This window comes from Algoriphagus sp. NF, assembly GCF_028823735.1.
GTDB lineage: Bacteria > Bacteroidota > Bacteroidia > Cytophagales > Cyclobacteriaceae > Algoriphagus > Algoriphagus marincola.
In genome coordinates this window covers 1-21,057 of sequence record NZ_JAPEIB010000038.1, presented here as the reverse complement: position 1 = coordinate 21,057, position 21,057 = coordinate 1, and the positions used below count along the sequence as shown (strand labels likewise).

Sequence of the window (21,057 nt, the reverse complement as noted above, 5' to 3'; positions counted from 1 at the left end):
TTTGATTTTCTAAGTTTTAATCTTTTTTCAATCCGTCCAACTCATCGGATAGTTTTCATCCACAAAATCCAGCGCATCTGTAGTGATCTGAAGGGGTCGGAAGGTATCCAGCATGACGGCGTATTCTTCTGTTTCTTTGGCTCCAATGGATTTCTCAACCGTCCCTGGATGGGGTCCGTGTGGCAGTCCTCCCATATGAATCGTGAAAGATCCTCGATCAATTCCTCTTCGACTCATAAACTCTCCTTCTGCATAGTACAATACTTCGTCAGAATCAATGTTGGAGTGATTGTAAGGTGCTGGAATAGCCAAAGGATGATAATCGAATAAGCGTGGTACAAAGGAACAAATCACAAAGCCCCAAGCTTGGAAGGTCTGATGTACGGGTGGTGGCTGATGGATTCGGCCGGTAATCGGCTCGAAATCATAGATTGACAGGGCATAAGGATACAGGTAGCCATCCCATCCCACTATATCTAGTGGGCTATGTCCATAAGAATATTGGTGCAACATCCCCTGTTTTTTGATTTGAACCAGGTATTCACCTTTTTCTTTTTCAATGTGAAGTTCATGTGGAGGCCGAATGTCCCGCTCGCAATAAGGGGAATGCTCAAGCAATTGACCTACTTCATTTCTATATCGCTTCACCGTCTCGATCGGACCCTGTGATTCGATGACGAGCAATCGCAAGGGGCCTTCTTCCTCAAATTCAAACCGATAAATCGTTGTTCGTGGGATGACGATGTAATCGCCTTTCCGAACTTCCAATTTTCCAAATTGAGAATAAAGGACGCCATTCCCATCATGGATGTAGATGAGTTCGTCTCCATCTGCATTTTTGAAGTAATAGTCCATTTTCCGCTGCTCCGGAGAACAGATTCCCATCATCACATCATTATTCATCATGAGCATGCGACGGGCGGAGAGATAGTCTTTACCAGTGGTGCCTACTCCTGATGTTTTGATATGGGTTTGCTGGAGACCGTGGTCTTTAGCCACTTCCCATTTGAAAGGTTTTGGCTTACCGATGGTTTTTACCTCGTTTGGATTGTAGATATGGTAGAGATTGGAATAGATTCCTGAGAAACCTTTTGAGCTGACAAGCTCTTCCTTGTAAAGGCTTCCGTCTGGCTGTCGAAACTGGGTATGCCGTTTGGGAGGAATCTGACCGAGTCTATGATAATATGCCATGGGTTTTTATTTGGGTTTACGAAGGCAATTTACAATTAGCCTTTGAGAGAAAAAACAGCCTAAATAAAAAGGCTGATTATCAATTTAACCAGCCTCTTCAATATTTGTTAGGGTAGACTTATTTGCTTTCTTCCTCAGTTTCAAAAATCATCTTTCTGAGGTTCTCTATTTTTTCACCGGTTTTTTCCTGTAATAGGCCCAAAAGCTCATCTTCCTGTCCCTCGGTAAACTTTAAATCATCGTCTGTTAATGCGGCGTAAGTTTGCTTGAGTTGTCCCTTCAGTTGATTCCAGTTTCCTTTCAGTTGTAATGACATAAAATGTATATTTTTGGTTAGAATAAAAGATTAACAACAATAAAACCCATCTACCTAAAAAATAGTTCCATGCCTATTAAATTAAAAAATCCTTATCAGGCCTTTTTGTACCTTTCCTTTTTATTTCTTTTTGTCAACATCCCATCTATGAAAGCTCAAAAACTGATATGGTCAGATGAATTTGAAAATCCGGGCTTACCTGATCCGGCCAAATGGACTTATGACGTCGGTGATCATGGCTGGGGAAACAATGAGTTGCAGTTTTATACAGAAAAAGACCTTAAAAATGCCCGGGTAGAAGATGGGTATTTGATCATTGAGGCAAGGTCTGATGCGGATAAGCCCAAAGGTTATACCTCTGCTCGATTACTCACTAGGGGAAAAGCAACCTGGAAATATGGCTACATAGAAGTGCGGGCAAAGCTTCCCAAAGGAGTTGGGACCTGGCCGGCTATCTGGATGCTAGCGGAGGAGAACCGTCATGGTGGTTGGCCTAAAAACGGTGAAATCGATATCATGGAGCATGTGGGATTTGATCCCGGAGTGGTTCATGGCACTGTACATACAGAGGCATTTAATCATGTCAAAGGGACCCAAAAAGGAAAGCAGATTCAAGTTCCTGATTTTGATTCTGAATTTCATGTTTACGCCATCAATTGGACTGAAGAAAAAATTGATTTTCTAGTGGATGGTGTTCAGTATTTCACCTTTGAAAATACGGGAGGAAGCTATCAGGAATGGCCATTTGATCAACCTTTTCACTTGATATTGAATATTGCAGTTGGAGGAAATTGGGGAGGTCGAGAAGGAGTAGATCCGGATATTTGGCCACAGCAGCTTGTGGTCGATTATGTACGGGTCTATGATGAAATGCCGGGAGAGAACCCCTAATTTAATTTTTGGCAAAATGTCTAAGATTGCCTAAACTGAAGAAGAAAATTAGTTAGACTTACTTACTAAAATACCATGTCCTCAATTCGAAGAAAAAAATTTCAGGCCTTCTTTATTGTCAGCCTTTTGCTTTTGTTGATCTATGCGAAAAATCTTATTGAGCGTCAGAATTTTAAAGAGATCAGCTCCACCTTTACCGAGGTGTATAATGATAGACTGGTGGTAGAAAGCTACATTTTTGATATTTCTGAAGGTCTTTTTCAGATCCAAAAGCTCGTAGATCACTGCGATATTGATTATGATTACTCGCGCGTTTTGGATGAAATTGAACAGAAGGAAAATGAAATTTTGGCGATCATAGAAGAGTTTGAAAAGACAAAGCTGACACCTAATGAATCTCAATATTTGACAGATTTCAAAAATATCATTGTGAATGATCTATCGATCAAGAGTTATGATTTGCTTTACACTGATTCTAGTGGAGTAAATATCGACCAAGTCAAGCGATATGATGCAAAAATTTCTCAGGCGAGAAAGGACTTGGATGATCTCAGTGCGATCCAATTGGATGAAGGTGAAAGATTGATCAAGAAAGCTAAAAGACTAATCAATCGCTCTCAGATTTGGGCACAATTCGAAGTTGCGCTTTTAATTATCCTGATTTTAGTGATGTTCTGGTTGATTTTCAGAAAATCAAAAGAAACGAAGGGGGTGATTTCCTAAGTAAAAATTTGACTATCAATAAAGAAGCCCGATCGAAAGACCGGGCTTCTATATGAATTTATACGAGCTCCTGCTCTTGGGCGTATTCCTCAACAGGGATACAGCTACACATTAAGTTTCTGTCACCATAGGCAGAATCAATTCTCCGTACGGTAGGCCAGAATTTATTATCCTTCACATAAGCCAAAGGATAAACAGCCTTTTCTCGGGAGTAGGGTAATTCCCACTCTCCGATCAAGACCATGTTTGCCGTGTGCGGAGCATTTTTCAATACATTATTTTCTTTGTCAGCAGATCCATTTTCGATCTCTCTGATCTCCTCTCGGATTCCGATCAGGGCGTCACAGAATCGATCCAACTCAGCCTTAGTCTCAGACTCTGTAGGCTCGATCATCATCGTGCCTGCTACCGGGAAAGATACAGTCGGAGCGTGGAACCCGTAATCCATCAATCGCTTAGCGATATCCTCTACTTCTACACCGAATTCCTTGAAACCACGGCAATCAATGATCATCTCATGAGCAGCCCTTCCATTGGCACCGGTGTAAAGAATAGGGTAATGACCATCCAATCTTTCCTTGATGTAGTTGGCATTTAGAATGGCCATTTTAGTAGCATTGGTCAGACCGGCTCCGCCCATCATCTCGATGTAAGCGTAGGAGATTGGAAGAATGCTCGCACTACCGTATGGTGCAGCTGAAATGGAAGATACTGCTTGGGTTCCTCCGGTTTTGATGATTGGATTTCCGGGTAGGAAAGGCGCCAAGTGAGCAGCTACGCAAATTGGACCCATACCAGGACCTCCGCCACCGTGAGGAATACAGAATGTCTTGTGCAAGTTGAGGTGGCAGACATCAGCTCCGATTCGTCCTGGAGAGGTCAAACCTACCTGTGCGTTCATATTCGCGCCATCCATATAAACTTGTCCTCCAAACTCATGGATAGTAGCACAGATTTCCTGAATAGCTTCTTCGAATACCCCGTGCGTAGAAGGATAGGTTACCATCAAGGCTGCAAGGTTTTCAGCATTTGCAGCAGCTTTTTCCTTCAGGTCTGCCACATCGATATTTCCTCTTTCGTCACATTTCACCAAGACTACTTTCATTCCGGCCATAACAGCAGAAGCAGGATTGGTTCCGTGGGCAGAAGTAGGAATCAAAGCGATATTGCGGTGACCTTCGCCACGGCTCATGTGATAGGCTCTGATGACCATCAGGCCAGCGTACTCGCCCTGAGCTCCTGAGTTGGGCTGAAGAGAAGTGTCCGCAAAACCGGTGATTTCAGTCAACCATGTTCTGAGATTGGAGAACAATTCTTGGTAACCCAAAGTCTGATCCATAGGAGCAAATGGGTGAATCTGTCCAAACTCCGGCCAAGTGACAGGGATCATCTCAGCTGTAGCATTCAGCTTCATGGTACAAGAGCCCAAGGAAATCATGGAGTGTACCAAAGACAGGTCTTTTGCTTCCAATCGCTTGATGTAGCGAAGCATTTCATGCTCGGAGTGGAAGTTGTTGAACACAGGGTGGGTGAGGTAGTCAGACTTTCTGGCTAGTGCTTCTGGCAATTCCAGATTCAAGTCAGCTACCAATTCGTCCAAGTTCAATGTATGCTTTCCTTCTTCTGTAGCGAAGATGGATACGATAGCTTCTACATCAGCAAGCGACTTAGTCTCATCAAAGGAGATGAAGATAGAGTCCTCTTCGTAGCGGAAGTTCATTTCAGCTCCTAAAGCCAATCCTCTTACACGCTCGCGAGATACCTCATTCATTTTTACCTGAATGGTATCGAAGAAGGTTTGATCAGAAACTTCGAGGCCTACCATCTTCAGTGCTTGGGCTGTCAATTTGGCTAGGCCATGCGTACGAAGCGCAATATTTTTCAATCCTTGCGGACCGTGATAGACTGCATAGAAAGAGGACATCACGGCAAGTAATACCTGTGCAGTACAGATATTGGAAGTGGCTTTTTCACGCTTGATGTGTTGCTCGCGCGTCTGAAGCGCCATACGATAAGCTTTGTTTCCGGCGCGGTCTACAGATACACCGATGATTCGGCCTGGGATTTGTCTTTTGAAGTCTTCCTTGGTTGCAAAAAATCCTGCGTGAGGCCCACCATATCCCATTGGTACACCAAATCGCTGTGCAGATCCTACTACCACATCGGCTCCCATTTCTCCCGGAGGGGTTAACAATGTGAGCGCCAAAAGGTCTGTGGCAAAGGCGGTCAATACATTGTTTTCTTTTGCGGCAGCTACGATAGCAGAATAATCCCTCACAGCACCTTCCGCATCAGGGTATTGGAACATGACGCCATAAAGCTCAGGGTCTGTCACGTCCAAATCTTGAATAGATCCAAATACCAATTCGATTCCAACCGGTTCAGCTCTAGTTTCAAGAAGCGCTCTGGTCTGAGGAAAGATTTTCTCGTCTACAAAGAATTTGTTTGCGGTTTTCTTCGCTCTTGGTTTTACGGAGTGAAGCATGGTCATGGCCTCGGCAGCTGCAGTGCCTTCATCCAATAGAGAGGCATTGGCCAGCTCCATGCCGGTCAGTTCCATGACCACCGTTTGGAAATTGATCAAAGCTTCCAATCTACCTTGGGCAATTTCTGCCTGATACGGAGTGTAGGCAGTATACCACCCTGGGTTTTCCAGCACATTTCTCAAAATCACCCCAGGAACGATGGTATCATAATAACCCATCCCGATGAAGGATTTGAAGACTTTGTTTTTGGAAGCGAGTTTTTTGAAATCTCTCAGAAATTCAGATTCCAGTTTCGCTTTGGGCAAATCCAAAGGTCTTTCGTTTTGAATTGCTTTTGGGACGGTTTGATTGATAAGTTCCTCAAGGGATGTGGCACCGATCTTCTCCAACATTTCTGCGATTTCCGCCTCTGTCGGGCCATTGTGTCTGCTCTCAAACTTGACAGCATTCGAAAGGTTAATCTTCATACTTTTTTAATGGAAGCTGTGATGAATAGTAGGGTCTGAAATATTTTCAATTTCTGGCGGCAAAGGTACAATTAATCAAGGGATAATCTTTGCTTAACAGACAGAAATTCACCTCCTCAACACCCCTTTCGTGTAAACGGTTTACCGATAGGATAAAAAAATGTCTAGCTTAGCGATCAAAATAAAATTTAAACAAATGAATAAACGATTTCTACTGACTTCTGCATTGGCTTTGGGGATATCCTGGGGCTCTTTTGCGCAGAATCCCGTGCAGGTAAAATATGCCAACACGATTACTGAGGCTGATTTGGAAGAGTACCTTACTTTCTTGGCTTCTGATGAAATGAGAGGCAGGGATACGGGTTCACCTGAAGGGCTGATTGCTGCCAATTATCTGGCTGATTTTTACAAAGAACTAGGACTGACTGGTCCCGTGGACGGAGGCTATTTTCAGCAGGTTCCTTTGGTGAGCGCTAAGTTTGAAAAGGTCAGTTTGAAAGTTGGAAAAGCCAATTTGGTGGAGAACGAGGATTTTGTGTTTATCGGTGACGGTGACATGAAGAAGGCTTCTAAAACGGATTTGGTTTTCTTGGGCCTTGCCAATGATGAAAACATTGCCAAAGTAGATGTAAGCGAAAAACTAGTCGGAATCTGGGCCGTAGGTGAGCGAAGCAATGGCTTGGTGGCTAAGGTCATGGATGCTGGAGCAGCTGGGGTGGTGATCGTGAGTATGGAGGGTAAGGCCAACTTTGATCGGATTGCCAACCGATACAAGACACTTTCTGGAAGAGGAAGAATCGGATTTGAGCGTGAAATCGAACAGCGGCCAATCTTCTTGGTGAGTTCTGATAAAATGGGTGAACTTTTCGAAACTCCGGTGGAGGAGCTCAAGGAAGCTGCAAAGTCCAATCCTGAGTCCATCAAATCCCAAAAAGCGTCTTACCAAGTGCAAAAAAGTGTGACCCCGGTGGAGGCATACAATGTCTTGGGCTTCTTGGAAGGTACCGATAAGAAAGAAGAAGTGCTTGTAATTTCTTCCCACTACGATCACGTAGGTGTGAGCTCTACGGGAGAGGTATTCAATGGAGCAGATGATGACGGTTCGGGTACAGTATCTGTCATGGAGATTGCCGAAGCATTTGCCACTGCAGCCAAAGACGGAATCCGGCCAAGAAGATCCATTCTGTTTTTGAATGTGACTGGTGAGGAAAAAGGATTGCTTGGATCCGAGTATTATTCCGAAAATCCAATTTTCCCGATCGCTAATACCGTGAATAACATCAACATTGACATGGTAGGTCGTATTGACTATGAATATCAGGATGCGGAAAATAAGGACTATGTCTATGTGATCGGATCGGAAATGCTTTCTACTGATTTGAAGAAAATCAACGAGTACAATAACATTACCTATACCGACTTGATCTTAGACTACCGATATGATGCGGAGGATGATCCTAATAGATTTTATTACCGATCAGATCATTACAACTTTGCGAAGTTTGATATTCCAGTCATTTTCTTCTTCAATGGAGTACATGATGATTACCATCAAGTGACGGATACGGTGGATAAAATCGAATTCCCACTGATGACCAAGCGGGCGCATTTGATTTTCCACACAGCTTGGGATCTTGCCAACCGAGAGAAGCGAACTCGAGTAGATGGCACGAACACTCGCGGAGAGCGATAAAACTTTAAAAGACCCTGAGAAATCAGGGTCTTTTTTTGTATTCTTTGAGGAGGATTTGAGTAAAAATAAGAACTCTATTTAAAGAATAAAAAATTCGATTTATCCGACATCCGACATCCGACATCCGACATCCTAATTCCTCCTATTCTTCGTCTTCAACTGATTCCGGTTCTTTTTCTTTCCTGATTTTCGAGCTTTGACTTTTTCTCCTTTACCAATATTCTTTTTGGGTTTAGCCTTTTTTTCATGAAAAGCTCCTTTGTAATCGGGATTTTCCTTTTGCTTGAGCTTATCCAATTCACGGGCATAAATCTGCTGCTCTGCAAAAGGCGTTTCGGTGATTTTTACTGATTTGGGAATGGCGACCTCAGGAACCTCCATCCGGATCAGCTCCTCGATTTTCTCAAAGTGCCAGACTTCTGCCGGATTGATAAAGGTGATCGCTTTTCCTTCCTGCTCTGCTCGGCCCGTTCGACCGATTCGATGCACATAATCCTCATAGATCAAGGGCACATCAAAATTGATCACATGGGAAACCATCGTCACATCCAAGCCTCTGGAGGCCACATCTGTCGCTACTAAAAGTCGCACTTCTCCGGCTTTGAAATCCTCCATGGAGTTGATTCGGGTATTTTGCCCTTTATTAGCATGGATGACGCGTACTTCGCCTACCTTTTTTCGCATCAGAAAGCTGGATACTTCCTCGGCATTTTTCCGACTTCGGGTAAAAATGATGGCTCGGCTGATTTCCTCGTTTTCGAGCAAGTGTTCCAGCAGGTTGATTTTCGTTCGCATATTTGGCACGAAATACTTGACCTGGGCGATGGTCTCCGCCGTGGTGGCAGATGGCGTGATTTCGACTCGCTCCGGGAATTCAAGAAATTCGGCAGAAAGTCGCTCGACCTTATCGGAGAAGGTCGCTGAGAAAAGTAGATTTTGACGCTTCACTGGAATAATTTCCAAAATGGCCCGAATCTGCGGTAGGAATCCCATGTCCAGCATTTTATCCGCCTCATCCAAGACCATTGTTTTCAGTTCCCGGGTCAGAATGACACCTTTCTTATACAAGTCCATAAATCGTCCCGGAGTAGAAATAATCAGATCCACTCCTGCTTCAATCTGCTCGATTTGGGTTTTTGGTCCCAATCCACCATAAAGGCACACTGCGCGTAGATCGGTATATTTCCCCAAATCTTTGCAGACGGCTTCGATTTGCATGACGAGCTCCCGAGTAGGGGCCAGGACCATCGCCCGAGGATGCATCCCTTGGGCATATTTGATTTTCATCAGGATGGGAAGCACATAGGCAGCGGTTTTTCCGGTACCTGTCTGCGCAATTCCCAATACATCATGACCTGCCAAGCCAAGCGGAATAGCCTTCTCCTGAATAGCGGTAGGAGTGATGTAGCCTGCCTCTGCGATGGCATTGAGTAGCTGTTTGTTCAGTTTAAATGCCTCAAAGTTGATTGCCTGCTCGGCCATGATGGATGAATTTGGAAGGAGAAAAGATTGAATATTGTGCAAATATAGCGATTACCAGTTGGAACTTTTCGGGTCTATTCCTTCAGAGTATCAATGGTCTTGAAATGTGAATACGGGATGCCCATGTTTTTTTCCTCATTTTCTAAAAATAATTTCGGGATGATTCTTGCGCAAAAAGGGACTTCTGTCTACCTTTGCCATCCGATTGAGAAAAAGTTCTCGAAGATTAACAAATGGTGATTGTAGCTCAGCTGGTTAGAGCGCTGGTTTGTGGCACCAGAGGTCGCCGGTTCGAACCCGGTCTTTCACCCCTAAAACCCCTCATTTTGAGGGGTTTTCGTTTTAATCCTCAGTACTTTGGCACAGGATTTGGTGCAAATCGACAAACTAAACCAACTTCAGATGTTTACATTGTTTAAAAACTCACCGAAATTCCCGGTGGTGAAACCGGTGAATATCTCGCTTGTCCGTAATTACATGGTCAAGTTTGAGGAGTCCCTCAAAAATTTTGAGGAAATTCAAAAAGAAGCTGTACGCTCCTAAAAAAGATTCGATTATCAGAAGGTTATGGCAACATAACCTTTATTTTTTTGCATTTGATTTTTCTTTCCGTTTCTATATTCTATTTTAACGGAAGCAACTTTTCAACCCATGAGTTATATCCATTTTGACAAGACCCAACTAGTCAACCTAAATTATTCCCTTGACCGGGAAATCATACGTACCAATCGTTCGGGAACCTATACAAGTACTACCATAATTGGCTGTAATACAAGGAAATACCATGGGCTTTTGGTGGCTCCTCAGCCAAAGATTGATTCTCAAAACCATGTTTTTCTTTCCACGGTCCATGAAACCGTTATTCAGCATGGAGCAAGTTTCAACTTGGGTATTAGCAAGTTTCCGGGAAACTACCATCCACGGGGGCATAAGTATTTGAAGGATTTTGACTCTGAACCCATACCGAAACTGACTTATCGTGTCGGTGGGGTTTTACTCCAAAAAGAATTGATTCTCGATACCAATCGGGATCGGGTAATGATTCGATACACCTTGCTTGAAGCCCATTCGCCTACCAAAATTCGGATACAGCCCTTTTTGGCTTTCAGAGGCTATCATACCCTTTGTAAGGAAAACAATGACATCAATAAGGATTTTGAAAAAGTGCCCAATGGGGTGAAGTTTCAACTTTACCCGGTATATGATCCCTTGTATCTGCAGCTTTCCAAGAAGAACACCTTTGAGTCTGACCCGAAATGGTACAATAACGTAGAGTACATCATCGAAAGGGAGCGAGGCTACGATTATCAAGAGGACTTGTATGTGCCTGGTTACTTTGAATTCGATATCAAAAAGGGAGAATCCGTGATTTTTGCGGCAGGTCTGACAGAGGCGGATCCGGCTACCCGACAGCGGGCTTTCGAAAAGGAAGTAGCTCGTAGAATTCCTCGAAATAATTTTGAAAACTGCCTGATTAACTCTGCTACTCAATTTATCCGAAAGCGAGAAGGGGATACCCGGATTATCGCAGGATATCCATGGTTTGGCTGGTGGGGTCGGGATACTTTTGTGGCTGCACCCGGATTGACTTTGGCAAGAGGCGATAAGGAAACTTTCCTGGAAATCATGGATACGATGTCCCGTGATCTGAAGGGACCGCTTTTTCCCAATGTTGGCAGCGGTGATTTCACCAATATGAATTCCATCGACGCGCCACTTTGGTTCTCTTGGTCGCTTCAGCAATACATTTTCTTTACAGGAGATAAAAAGACCATCCAAAAAAGGTATTTGGATAAGCTAAAAGGCATAATCGATGGATATCGGGAAGGAACCGACTTCAATATTCATGTCATGGATAATGGCATGGTTTACGGAGGCTATGACGGGGTCGCATTGACTTGGATGGATGCAGTCACAGTGGATGGGCCGGTAACCCCTCGAACCGGTTCGCCTGTGGAAATTCAGGCTCTTTGGTACAATGCACTCAAGTTCTATGAGGAGCTTTCCGGAGATCAGGAATATGGCAAGCTGGCAGAAAAAGCCAAGGAATCTTTCCTGAGTGAGTTTTGGGATGAAGAAAATGGCTATCTGGCCGATGTTGTTCATGATGGAGAAAAAGATTGGGCTATTCGTCCTAATATGGTTTTTGCGACTTCTCTGCCATACTCTATGCTGGATGAAAATCAAAAAGCTAGTATTCTAGATCTGGTCAGGTCCAAACTGCTGACTACCCGTGGACTTCGAACATTGGCGCCTGATGATCCCGCTTACAAAGGCTATTATTTCGGTGATCCAATCAGTCGGGACAATGCTTATCACAATGGCACCGTTTGGGTGTGGCCTTTGGGGCATTTTGTCGATGCTTATCTCAAGCTACACGGAAAGTCTGCGGAGAATTTCATCAAGAAAATCATTCAGGGATTTGATGGGGTGATGACCCAATACGGTGTAGGAACCGTAGCAGAAATATTTGACGGAGATGCCCCGCATCGACCGAAAGGAGCAATTTCTCAAGCCTGGAGTGTGGGAGAGCTGCTTCGTATGATGGATTTAATTAAACGCTTATAATTATTTTTCATGAGAGTCTTAATGTTTGGGTGGGAGTTCCCGCCACATATTTCCGGAGGACTTGGTACTGCCTGTTATGGTTTGGTCAAGGGGATGGTTCACCACAATCAGGAGGTGATTTTTGTAGTGCCCAAACTTTGGGGTGATGAAGAGGAATTGGCAGATTTTGTCAATGCCAGTGATATCACCATAGACTATCGTGAAAAGAAGTTTAAAAGTATCTGGAAAAACCTGACCTACTTGGAAGTTTCCAGTTTTTTGGTGCCCTATTTAGGTCCTGAGGAATATCAGAAATTCACCGATTATGCCATCCATGATCGAACGGATGTAGATGAAAGTATTTTCACCACCAAATATGAGTTCAGTGGGAAATATGGTAAAAACCTCATGGAAGAGGTGAGTCGCTATGCCTTGACTGCCGCGCAAATAGCCCGAGATCGCGATGATTACGAAATCATACATGCGCATGACTGGCTTTCTTTTCCGGCAGGTATCGCTGCCAAAGAAATTAGTGGAAAACCACTTGTAGCCCATGTGCATGCGACGGAATACGATCGATCCGGTGAATCAGTTAATAAGCCTGTTTTTGAGATTGAAAAGGCGGGGATGGAAGCCGCCGACCATGTAGTGGCTGTAAGCCAACTCACCAAAAACACGATCATTCGCCGCTATGGAATTCCTGCGGAAAAAGTCAGTGTGCTGCACAATGCTGTCTTGGATGCAAGCATCATCAAGTCCAAATATGTGAAGAAAGTGCCGGAGAAAATCGTCACTTTCTTAGGGAGAATTACTTTTCAGAAAGGCCCTGAATACTTTGTGGAGGCTGCCAAAAAGGTCTTGGATCGAGATGAAAATGTACGCTTTGTCATGGCAGGTTCCGGGGATTTGCTCAACCGGATGATTGACCGAGTTGCAGAGCTCCGAATGGGACATAAATTTCACTTTACGGGATTCCTGAAAGGGGAGGATGTAGACCATATGTACGCGATTTCAGATGTCTATATCATGCCTTCTGTTTCGGAGCCTTTTGGAATTGCTCCATTGGAGGCGGTGCGGCATAATACGCCTACTGTGATTTCCAAACAGTCGGGTGTGGCCGAGGTCCTTCAGAATGCCATCAAAATCGATTATTGGGATGTAGATGCGATGGCGGATGCCACTTTTGCCTTGCTGCATTACCAAGGGATTTCTAAGATGTTTAAAGAATTAGGCAGCGAAGAACTGAAGAATTTGAAATGGGAGCATGTGGCTGCCCGACTAGTTAAGATTTATGAGAAAACTTTAGCGCAATAACCATGAGAACGATTTGCTTTTACTTTCAGGTGCATCAGCCGTACCGGCTAAAGCCCTATCGCTTTTTTGATATTGGAGATGACCACTATTATTGGGATGATTTTCTAAACCGGAATGTCATGCGAAGGGTAGCTCAAAAGTGCTACTTGCCGATGAATGCCCTATTGCTAGAGTTGATCGAAAAGCATCAAGGTGCGTTTAAAGTGACTTTTTCTTTCTCAGGGACCTATTTGGACCAATTGGAAGCCTATGCGCCGGATGTGCTCGAAAGCTTCCAAAGGCTGGTGGCGACAGGTCATGTGGAGGTGCTGAGCGAAACCTATGGTCACTCACTGGCTGCCCTGAAGAGCAAGGAAGAGTTTGCTCGCATGGTGAATCAGCATAAGGAGAAAATCCAGCGATTATTCAATGGCTACATGCCCAAAGTCTTCCGAAATACCGAGTTGATTTATTCCGATCAAATCGGAGAAATGGTCGCGGCTATGGGATATAAAGGCATTTTAACAGAAGGTGCAAAGCATGTTTTGGGTTGGAAGAGCCCCAATTATGTGTACCAAAACAGCATCAAGCCGGAGCTCAAGGTACTCTTGAAAAACTTCCTGCTTTCGGATGATATTGCCTTCCGCTTTTCCAACAAGACTTGGAAGGATTATCCTTTGACAGTAGATAAATTCATCTCTTGGATCAAGCCTATTCCAGCATCCGAACCGGTTCTCAATCTCTTTATGGACTATGAGACCTTTGGCGAGCATCAGTGGAAGGAGACAGGGATCTTTGAATTTATGCGCGCTTTGCCGGAGGCAGTTTTGAGTCAGACGGATTATGGATTCTCTACCCCATCAGAGGTTTTGAGTCAGGTAGAGCCTGTCAGCGCCATTCATGTGCCATATCCGATCAGTTGGGCGGATGAAGAGCGGGATCTCACCGCTTGGCTGGGAAATGACCTGCAGGATGAAGCTTTCGATCGGCTTTATGAACTGGAAAAGATTGTCAGAAAGTTAGATGATCCGGATTTGATTCGAGACTGGAATTACCTGCAGACCTCCGATCATTTTTACTATATGTGTACCAAGTTTTTCTCAGACGGAGACATTCACTCTTACTTCAGTCCCTACGACACGCCTTACGATGCCTTTATCAATTATATGAACGTACTCAGTGATTTTGTGCTGCGGATCAAGGAGAAACAAAAGGAGTTGGAGGAGGTTTAAAAGAGTTCCGATTCTTTATGCTCCAGAAATCACAAAAGCTGCTCAGGGAAAATGAGCGGCTTTTTTTTACTTGAATTCGAAATATGAATTGAATTTCCAATTATACTCGTATTTTAAAATCTCTGCCAAATACCCTAAAAGATTAAATCAAGGGTGAGCAATGAAATAATTCTATATCAATCTAATGAATTACCTGAGCGTATTGAGGTAAGGTTGGAGAATGAAACGGTTTGGCTCAACCGTCAACAATTGGCCTTACTTTTTGGTAGAGATGTCAAAACTATAGGGAAGCATATCAATAATGTGTTTTCTGAAGGGGAACTTCAAAAATCTTCAACTGTCGCAAAATTTGCGACAATTCAACTTGAAGGAGAAAGAAGAATAGAACGTCTCATCGAATTTTATAATCTTGATGTCATCATATCCGTTGGATATCGAGTTAAGTCCAAACAAGGTACCCAGTTTCGAATTTGGGCTACTCGTGTGTTACGGGATTATTTACTAAAAGGATATGCATTGAATCGACGCATGGATCGGATAGAAACTGATGTCGATATACTCTCCAAAGAAGTACATAAAATCTCGGTACAATTAAAAACTCAAGGAATTCCAAACCAAGGTGTATTTTTTGACGGCCAAGTATTTGATGCCTACGAACTCGCTTCAAAAATCATTCGCTCAGCCAGAGAAAATATTGTTTTGATAGATAATTATATCGATGAAAATACACTTACACATCTGGCGAAAAAGGGAAAAGGGGTGAAGGTTCATTTGCTATCCAAGCAAATTAGTAATCAATTGAAACTTGATATTGAAAAAGCCAATATCCAATATGGGGATTTTGAAGCAAAAAAATTTGCAGACAGCCACGACCGCTTTTTGATTATTGACAGCAAAGAAGTGTATCATTTAGGTGCATCGCTTAAAGACTTGGGCAGGAAATGGTTTGCTTTCTCCAAACTAGAAACGAAATCAGTAAAAAGTATCATGCGAGTAGTTTCTGAATTGATTTGATCCAGGTCTATAATAAAGGAATTAAAGTTTCTGAAAGTCCCATTAAAAATTCAAAAGCCCTGTAAGATACCATCCTACAGGGCTTTGTTGATCGATCTGGTGGAGCTGGCGAGATTCGAACTCGCGTCCAGATAAGGAAACACCGTACCGTCTACATGCTTAGTCACCGATTGGCTTTTCGACTAGACTATGCTGGGTGACACACCTGAGTTATTGATTATCAATGATTTATACGTGATTGACTTGGTGAGGTTAGATTTAAAAATCTAAAATTCTGAATTTGGAACAGGGACACTTTTGATCTCAAATTGGGGCTTTTGGAAAGGTTTTGCCACCAAATAGCCACCAAAAATGTATCGTACAAAAGTCATTTTAAAGTCTGTGAGTAAGCGGACAAATCTGGGAAATCTGGTTGTAGAGGCCACTTTTATTTCTAAAGAAAAAAGAGAGCGAGTTTATATCTCTACAAACGAAAAAGTTATTAGCCACCAATTCTTGGGAAGTAAAATTTCAAAGTCTAATCCCAATCACAAGCAAATATGGGAAAGAGTGGAGGAAGTGCATGGAGCTGTAAGGCAGATCTTATTTGAGATCGAGTCAGATTATGGGTTCTGTACGGCAGAACTGTTCAAACAAAGATACTATGAAGAAAAACAAGAAGTCGTTGAGGATGATTTAATGACCCTATTTAGCCAGTTTATAGAGTTGAAAAGACTTACTCTAAAGCCAAAACTGGTACAGAAATTACAAGCCATTGAAAAACATCTCAAAGAGTTTTTAAGAAAGAAAAGAAAGGTGTATCCATCTGATTTTGATCAATTAATGGTAAATAAGCTTGCTCAATATTGGAGGGATAATAAGGGATTCCAACCTAATACCATTGCCAAGAATTTCAAGTTTATTAGGCAGTTTCTGAATCATCTCTTCAATGAGGAAATCCTAAAAAATAGTAAGTACCAAAGATTTCAATATCCAAGGGAGGTAGAAACCAATACGATCGTATTGACTAAGGAGGAGGTAGTAAAGCTGATTCAATATATTCCTAAGACCTATTCTGAATCTAAGGTTAGGGATTTATTCCTAGTGTTGATCTATACAGGTCTCAGATTCGGAGATGGAGTCAGGATTAAGAAGAGTTGGGTAAAGGGTGAATTTCTCTATATCAATACCCAAAAGACAGGAGAGAAAGTATCTATTCCTATCCATCCCCATTTAAAAGCAGTATTGGCGAAATATGAGTATGATCTAGGACCTCTGAAAATTTCCAATCAGAAGTTTAATGATTATGTCAAGGGACTATGCAAAGAGGCTGGAATTACAGAGCAGATTGAGATTGTACGATATGAAAAGGGAGTGAAGATGTACCTAACCTTTCCCAAACACCAGCTGATTGCGAGCCATACTGGAAGAAGGACCTTTATTACCAATGCCATATTAGCAGGTATCCCTTTACCTGTGATCCAGAAGATAACTGGGCATAGAAAGCTGACAACACTTCAGAAATATGTGGAGATAGCAGATGAGAACAAGAAAACTGAGCTGGAAAAGCTGAGTAATTTCTTCAAATGAATGAGAGGTGGTAATTCACCTCTTTTCAACTTATCAAAAATCCTCATTGAATTAATAAGTCAGTTTGCATGAAACAACTAATTTCTTTACTTTGTGGAAATCTTTCATCAAAAATTAATCATTTTTCCAAATGGCCTTTTGCTCTAAAACTAATTTTTAAAAATTTAAAATGGAAGAAAGTAATCAACCAGGCTGTTTGAAGACCCTTATGTACTTTATCCCAATTTTCCTGGGACTTGCCTTAATTCATTTATTGATGAAGGGTGCTTCTGAAGCTTTAATGGGACTTCCATTAAAAGGCTTTGAATTCCCTTTAGGTGTAATCTTATTTTTGATAATCAAATTTTCGTATGACAAAAAGAAGTAATTGTATTGAAGAGGCGCCATTTATTGAAGACGAAGAACTTGAAGCCAGAATGATTATGGCTGAGGAATGGAATCAGTTTGATGTACCCCAAGAAATTGATGACAGAATCACCGATTTAATCTACTGGCAAGAGGTAGAGGAGCACAAAGCGCTTTTAACTCTTATGGATGAATTTGAGGCCCAAGAGTGCTATATCCGAAAATGCCTATGGTTTAGTACTATTGACCTCCCTAAAAGGAAAGAAGAAGAAGCTAAGGGGGCTTTTTACCAAAGTGCTTTTTGTAAGGAAAGCTGCGTACCGAGAAGATTTCGGAATTCTGGACAAGGGTCACCTATTTATTAAAAAATTTATCAACCCCTGTCCAATGGATTTTTCAATTCTTCCGAAATTTCAATTATTCCCTTATTTTTAGTTCTCGTTCATTTTAAGCAAATGCTCCAAGACCTTATCAAAGACCTCCAATCCAGTCTCAAATCCTACAGTCAAGGATTAACCAATAAAAACCTCTTAGTGGATATCCCATGGACTATGGTCGATGGAGATTTGAATCTTCAAAGACTTATTTTCAGAAAAGACAATTCCTTGTATATCGTTAGGGAAGGGGAAATTCAAGAATCAAGATGGGAATACCTTCCAGCCATGAATTCTTTGGTGATTGAAATAGGAGGTAAGAAAATCTTGATGAATGAAGTTTTTGCGGATGGTAAAGCGTTAATTCTTAAAAAAGACGGTGTCAGCTTGGATTTTTTATCTTTTGCCAATCAAAATGAGTTACCTGATTTGAATCTTGAAAAGTACTTCAAAAGGCTTACTATTAAAGAAACTAGTTCATTAGAAATTAAGGAGTCAAGAAAGATGAAACCAATCCCTCATCCACCTATAAATAAGGTGAGTCAAAATCCTCATACAAACAGGAAGAAAAGCTATAAGGTTTCGGATGAGGTAATTTACTTTTTACTATTAATTGTAGTTTTTTTAGCAGTAATCAACTATTTAGCCAATAATTGATGAATGGATCAATATCTCGAAAAACCATCTAAGTACCTTGAGAAGGCTTTTCTTGAAATTAGAGTCTAAACCCAAAAATAGAATGGCAATAAAGAAATCCGAATTATACAGCTCCCTTTGGGCGAGTTGTGATGAGTTAAGAGGTGGGATGGATGCCTCTCAGTATAAAGATTACGTGCTTACCATGCTTTTTGTAAAGTATGTCAGTGATAAGTATGCTGGTGATCCGTTGAGTTTGATTGAAGTACCCGATGGTGCTTCATTTGAGGATATGATTGCTCTTAAAGGACAGCCTGATATTGGTGATCGAATCAACAAGGAAATACTCAGACCTCTATTTGCAGCCAACGGACTGGAAGGATCCATGGAATTAGTGGATTTTAATGATGATGATAAACTGGGAAGTGGTAAAGAAAAGGTAGATACCTTATCCAAACTCATTGCCATTTTTGAAAATCCAGGACTCAACTTTAAAAATAACCGTGCAGAGGATGATGATATTCTAGGTGATGCCTATGAGTATCTTATGCGTCATTTTGCTACGGAATCTGGAAAGAGTAAAGGCCAATTCTACACTCCTGCTGAAGTCTCTAGAATTCTGTCCAAGGTAATCAGTGTAGATAGAGCAGATAAACCATCTTACACTGCTTATGACCCTACTTGTGGTTCTGGATCGCTCTTATTAAAAGTAGCAGAAGAATCGCCCAATGGCCTAACACTATATGGGCAGGAAAAAGACATTGCAACCAAAGGATTGGCCATTATGAATATGTGGCTACATGGATATCCAGAAGCTGCTATTTCTGGTGGGAATACCATTGCTTCGCCTAGTTTCAAAGAGAATAATGGCGCCTTAAAACGTTTTGATTTTGTAGTGGCAAATCCTCCATTCTCAGTAAAGAACTGGACAAGTGGGCTCAATGCAATGGATGATGAATTTAACCGCTTTAGGGGCTATGGGATTCCTCCAGAGAAGAATGGAGATTATGCTTTCTTGCTTCACATTATTTCCTCATTGAAAAGCACAGGGAAAGGGGCAGTAATTCTTCCTCATGGAGTACTTTTTCGAGGAGGTGCCGAAGCAGAAATTCGTACAAATATCTTGCAGCGAAGGTGGATCAAAGGCATTATTGGTCTGCCTGCTAACCTCTTTTATGGTACTGGTATCCCAGCTTGTATCATAGTTATTGATAAAGAAGATGCTGAAAGTCGTGAAGGAATTTTTATGATAGATGCTAGCAAAGGCTATATCAAGGATGGCAATAAAAACCGTCTGCGAGAGCAAGACATTCATAAGATTGTAGATGCCTTTACTCGTCAGTGGGAAATTGATAAATACTCACGTTTTATCCCATATTCTGAGATTGAAAAGAATGAATACAACCTAAATATTCCTCGATATATTGATACACAAGAGGAAGAGGATATTCAAGACTTAAATGCCCATTTAAATGGTGGAATTCCTCAGAAAGACATTGATGCTCTGCGAGAGTATTGGGAGGTGTATCCTAATTTGAGAAAAGAACTATTTACCCAGATACGTGATGGATATTCCAAGCTTAATGTGGCTAAATCAGATATCAAGAGTACCATCTATGATCATCCTGATTTTACAAATTACAATGAAAAGCTGGATTCCATTTTTGAGGAATTTCGACAGCACAATCATGAGAAACTGAATTCCATTAATCAAGACACCAAGCCCAAAACATTTATAAAGATTATTGCTGAGGATTTGTTGGAGCGCTATTCAAATCGCCCTCTCATTGTACGCTATGATGTTTATCAGCACCTTATGGATTATTGGAATGAAACGATGAAGGATGATGTCTACCTCTTGGTGGAAGAAGGCTGGGTAGCCAAGGTGAAGCGGATCATTGAGAAGAATAAGAAGTCTGGGAAGGAAACTGATAAGGGATGGACTTGTGACTTAATACCTAAGCAACTGGTAATTGATAAATATCTCGCAACTGAGCAGCAAGAATTGTATGACTTGGAAGCTAAAATAGAGGGTATTCAAGCTGAAATAACAGGGCTTGAAGAGGAGCATGCAGGTGAAGAAGGTTTGCTATGTGAAGCATCCAATGATAAGGGAGGAATCACCAAAACTACCATTGCTACCTTTATCAAAGAAAACAAGAGTAATCCCAGTGAAAAGGAAGCTGTAAAGCTAGCCAATACCATCTTGACACTATTTACCAAAGAGGCTAACTTAAAGAAAACGCTCAAAGCCAAAGAGAGTGAATTGGATGAACTTACCCTTGCCAAATACAAAGAGCTTACCGAGGCAGAAGTTAGAATTTTGGTGGTAGAAGACAAGTGGTTAGCTAGCTTAAAAGCTGCTATTCAAACCGAGATAGATGCTATTTCCCAACGCTTAACTGGTAGAATAAAAGAACTGGCAGAACGCTATGAAAATACTTTAGGGGAACTGGATAGCCAAACCCAAAGATTGGAGGGAAAGGTAGCAGGGCACCTTAAAAAAATGGGATTGGTATGGAGTTAATGACAAAACAACGGTTTAAACAAACAGAAGTTGGGATAATTCCACAGGATTGGGACGTTGTAAGTATTGGAAGTCAATGTCAAATATTTGGAAGGATTGGTTTCAGAGGTTATACAGTTAATGATATTGTCAAAGAAGGTCAAGGTGCAATTACATTAAGCCCTTCCAATATTGTGAATGGTCAACTTAATTTATCCAAGCTTACCTATTTGTCATGGTTTAAGTATGAAGAATCACCAGAGATTAAAATTTTTAATGGAGATATCTTATT

Annotated in this window: 17 protein-coding genes and 1 tRNA gene; 14 read left to right on the top strand and 4 right to left on the bottom strand. The window is 41.8% G+C overall.

Features of this window, described 5'->3' with window-relative positions:
* Positions 1–27 precede the first annotated feature (27 nt).
* Positions 28–1,191: a homogentisate 1,2-dioxygenase gene (locus tag OU792_RS15335; protein WP_274670629.1), complete on the bottom strand. Its 1,164-nt coding sequence runs from the start codon at positions 1,189–1,191 to the stop codon at positions 28–30.
* A 118-nt stretch (positions 1,192–1,309) separates the two neighbouring features.
* Positions 1,310–1,507 carry a CsbD family protein gene (locus tag OU792_RS15330; protein WP_026945426.1) on the bottom strand — a complete coding sequence of 66 codons (198 nt, stop codon included), beginning with the start codon at positions 1,505–1,507 and terminating at the stop codon, positions 1,310–1,312.
* Between the two features lie 69 nt (positions 1,508–1,576).
* On the opposite strand from OU792_RS15330, the gene OU792_RS15325 reads away from it, so the two are divergent.
* Together OU792_RS15325 and OU792_RS15320 are read left to right on the top strand one after the other, a co-directional pair.
* Entirely contained in the window at positions 1,577–2,398 is an 822-nt protein-coding gene (locus tag OU792_RS15325; protein WP_446698913.1) for a glycoside hydrolase family 16 protein, read from the top strand.
* Between the two features lie 75 nt (positions 2,399–2,473).
* Positions 2,474–3,121, top strand: coding sequence for an MCP four helix bundle domain-containing protein (locus tag OU792_RS15320; protein WP_274670628.1), 648 nt, complete (start codon positions 2,474–2,476; stop codon positions 3,119–3,121).
* Between the two features lie 58 nt (positions 3,122–3,179).
* Here OU792_RS15320 and gcvP read toward each other — a convergent pair whose 3' ends face one another.
* Positions 3,180–6,074, bottom strand: a complete 2,895-nt coding sequence (gene gcvP / locus OU792_RS15315; protein ID WP_274670627.1) for an aminomethyl-transferring glycine dehydrogenase — start codon at positions 6,072–6,074, stop codon at positions 3,180–3,182.
* Between the two features lie 196 nt (positions 6,075–6,270).
* On the opposite strand from gcvP, the gene OU792_RS15310 reads away from it, so the two are divergent.
* Entirely contained in the window at positions 6,271–7,767 is a 1,497-nt protein-coding gene (locus OU792_RS15310; RefSeq protein WP_274670626.1) for a M28 family peptidase, read from the top strand.
* Positions 7,768–7,899: 132 nt separating this feature from the next.
* On the opposite strand, the gene OU792_RS15305 is transcribed toward OU792_RS15310, so the two are convergent.
* A complete protein-coding gene (locus OU792_RS15305) occupies positions 7,900–9,249 on the bottom strand; it encodes a DEAD/DEAH box helicase (RefSeq protein ID WP_274670625.1) in 1,350 nt (449 codons plus the stop codon).
* Positions 9,250–9,484: 235 nt separating this feature from the next.
* Here OU792_RS15305 and OU792_RS15300 point away from each other — a divergent pair.
* From OU792_RS15300 to OU792_RS15250, 11 genes are all read left to right on the top strand, one after another.
* Positions 9,485–9,560, top strand: a tRNA-His gene (locus OU792_RS15300).
* A gap of 91 nt (positions 9,561–9,651) precedes the next feature.
* Complete coding sequence (locus OU792_RS15295) at positions 9,652–9,792, top strand: hypothetical protein (RefSeq protein WP_165967536.1); 141 nt, start codon at positions 9,652–9,654, stop codon at positions 9,790–9,792.
* Between the two features lie 108 nt (positions 9,793–9,900).
* Entirely contained in the window at positions 9,901–11,817 is a 1,917-nt protein-coding gene (locus tag OU792_RS15290; RefSeq protein ID WP_134201918.1) for an amylo-alpha-1,6-glucosidase, read from the top strand.
* 9 nt (positions 11,818–11,826) lie between these two features.
* On the top strand, positions 11,827–13,110 hold the full coding sequence (locus OU792_RS15285; RefSeq protein ID WP_222584795.1) for a glycosyltransferase family 4 protein: 1,284 nt from the start codon (positions 11,827–11,829) through the stop codon (positions 13,108–13,110).
* Positions 13,111–13,112: 2 nt separating this feature from the next.
* Complete coding sequence (locus OU792_RS15280) at positions 13,113–14,321, top strand: glycoside hydrolase family 57 protein (RefSeq protein WP_274670624.1); 1,209 nt, start codon at positions 13,113–13,115, stop codon at positions 14,319–14,321.
* Positions 14,322–14,474: 153 nt separating this feature from the next.
* Complete coding sequence (rhuM, locus tag OU792_RS15275; protein ID WP_274670623.1) at positions 14,475–15,335, top strand: RhuM family protein; 861 nt, start codon at positions 14,475–14,477, stop codon at positions 15,333–15,335.
* 351 nt (positions 15,336–15,686) lie between these two features.
* A complete protein-coding gene (locus OU792_RS15270; RefSeq protein WP_274670622.1) occupies positions 15,687–16,904 on the top strand; it encodes a tyrosine-type recombinase/integrase in 1,218 nt (405 codons plus the stop codon).
* A 350-nt stretch (positions 16,905–17,254) separates the two neighbouring features.
* Entirely contained in the window at positions 17,255–17,614 is a 360-nt protein-coding gene (locus OU792_RS15265; protein ID WP_274670621.1) for a hypothetical protein, read from the top strand.
* 168 nt (positions 17,615–17,782) lie between these two features.
* Positions 17,783–18,280 (top strand): hypothetical protein, encoded by a 498-nt coding sequence (locus tag OU792_RS15260; RefSeq protein WP_274670620.1) that lies wholly within the window; start codon positions 17,783–17,785, stop codon positions 18,278–18,280.
* An 82-nt stretch (positions 18,281–18,362) separates the two neighbouring features.
* The gene (locus OU792_RS15255; RefSeq protein ID WP_274670619.1) at positions 18,363–20,786 is read left to right on the top strand and encodes an N-6 DNA methylase; all 2,424 of its coding nucleotides are present in this window, start codon (positions 18,363–18,365) and stop codon (positions 20,784–20,786) included.
* The coding region (locus tag OU792_RS15250; RefSeq protein WP_274670618.1) for a hypothetical protein at positions 20,777–21,057 on the top strand (281 nt) is incomplete at its 3' end. The genes OU792_RS15255 and OU792_RS15250, both read left to right, overlap by 10 nt.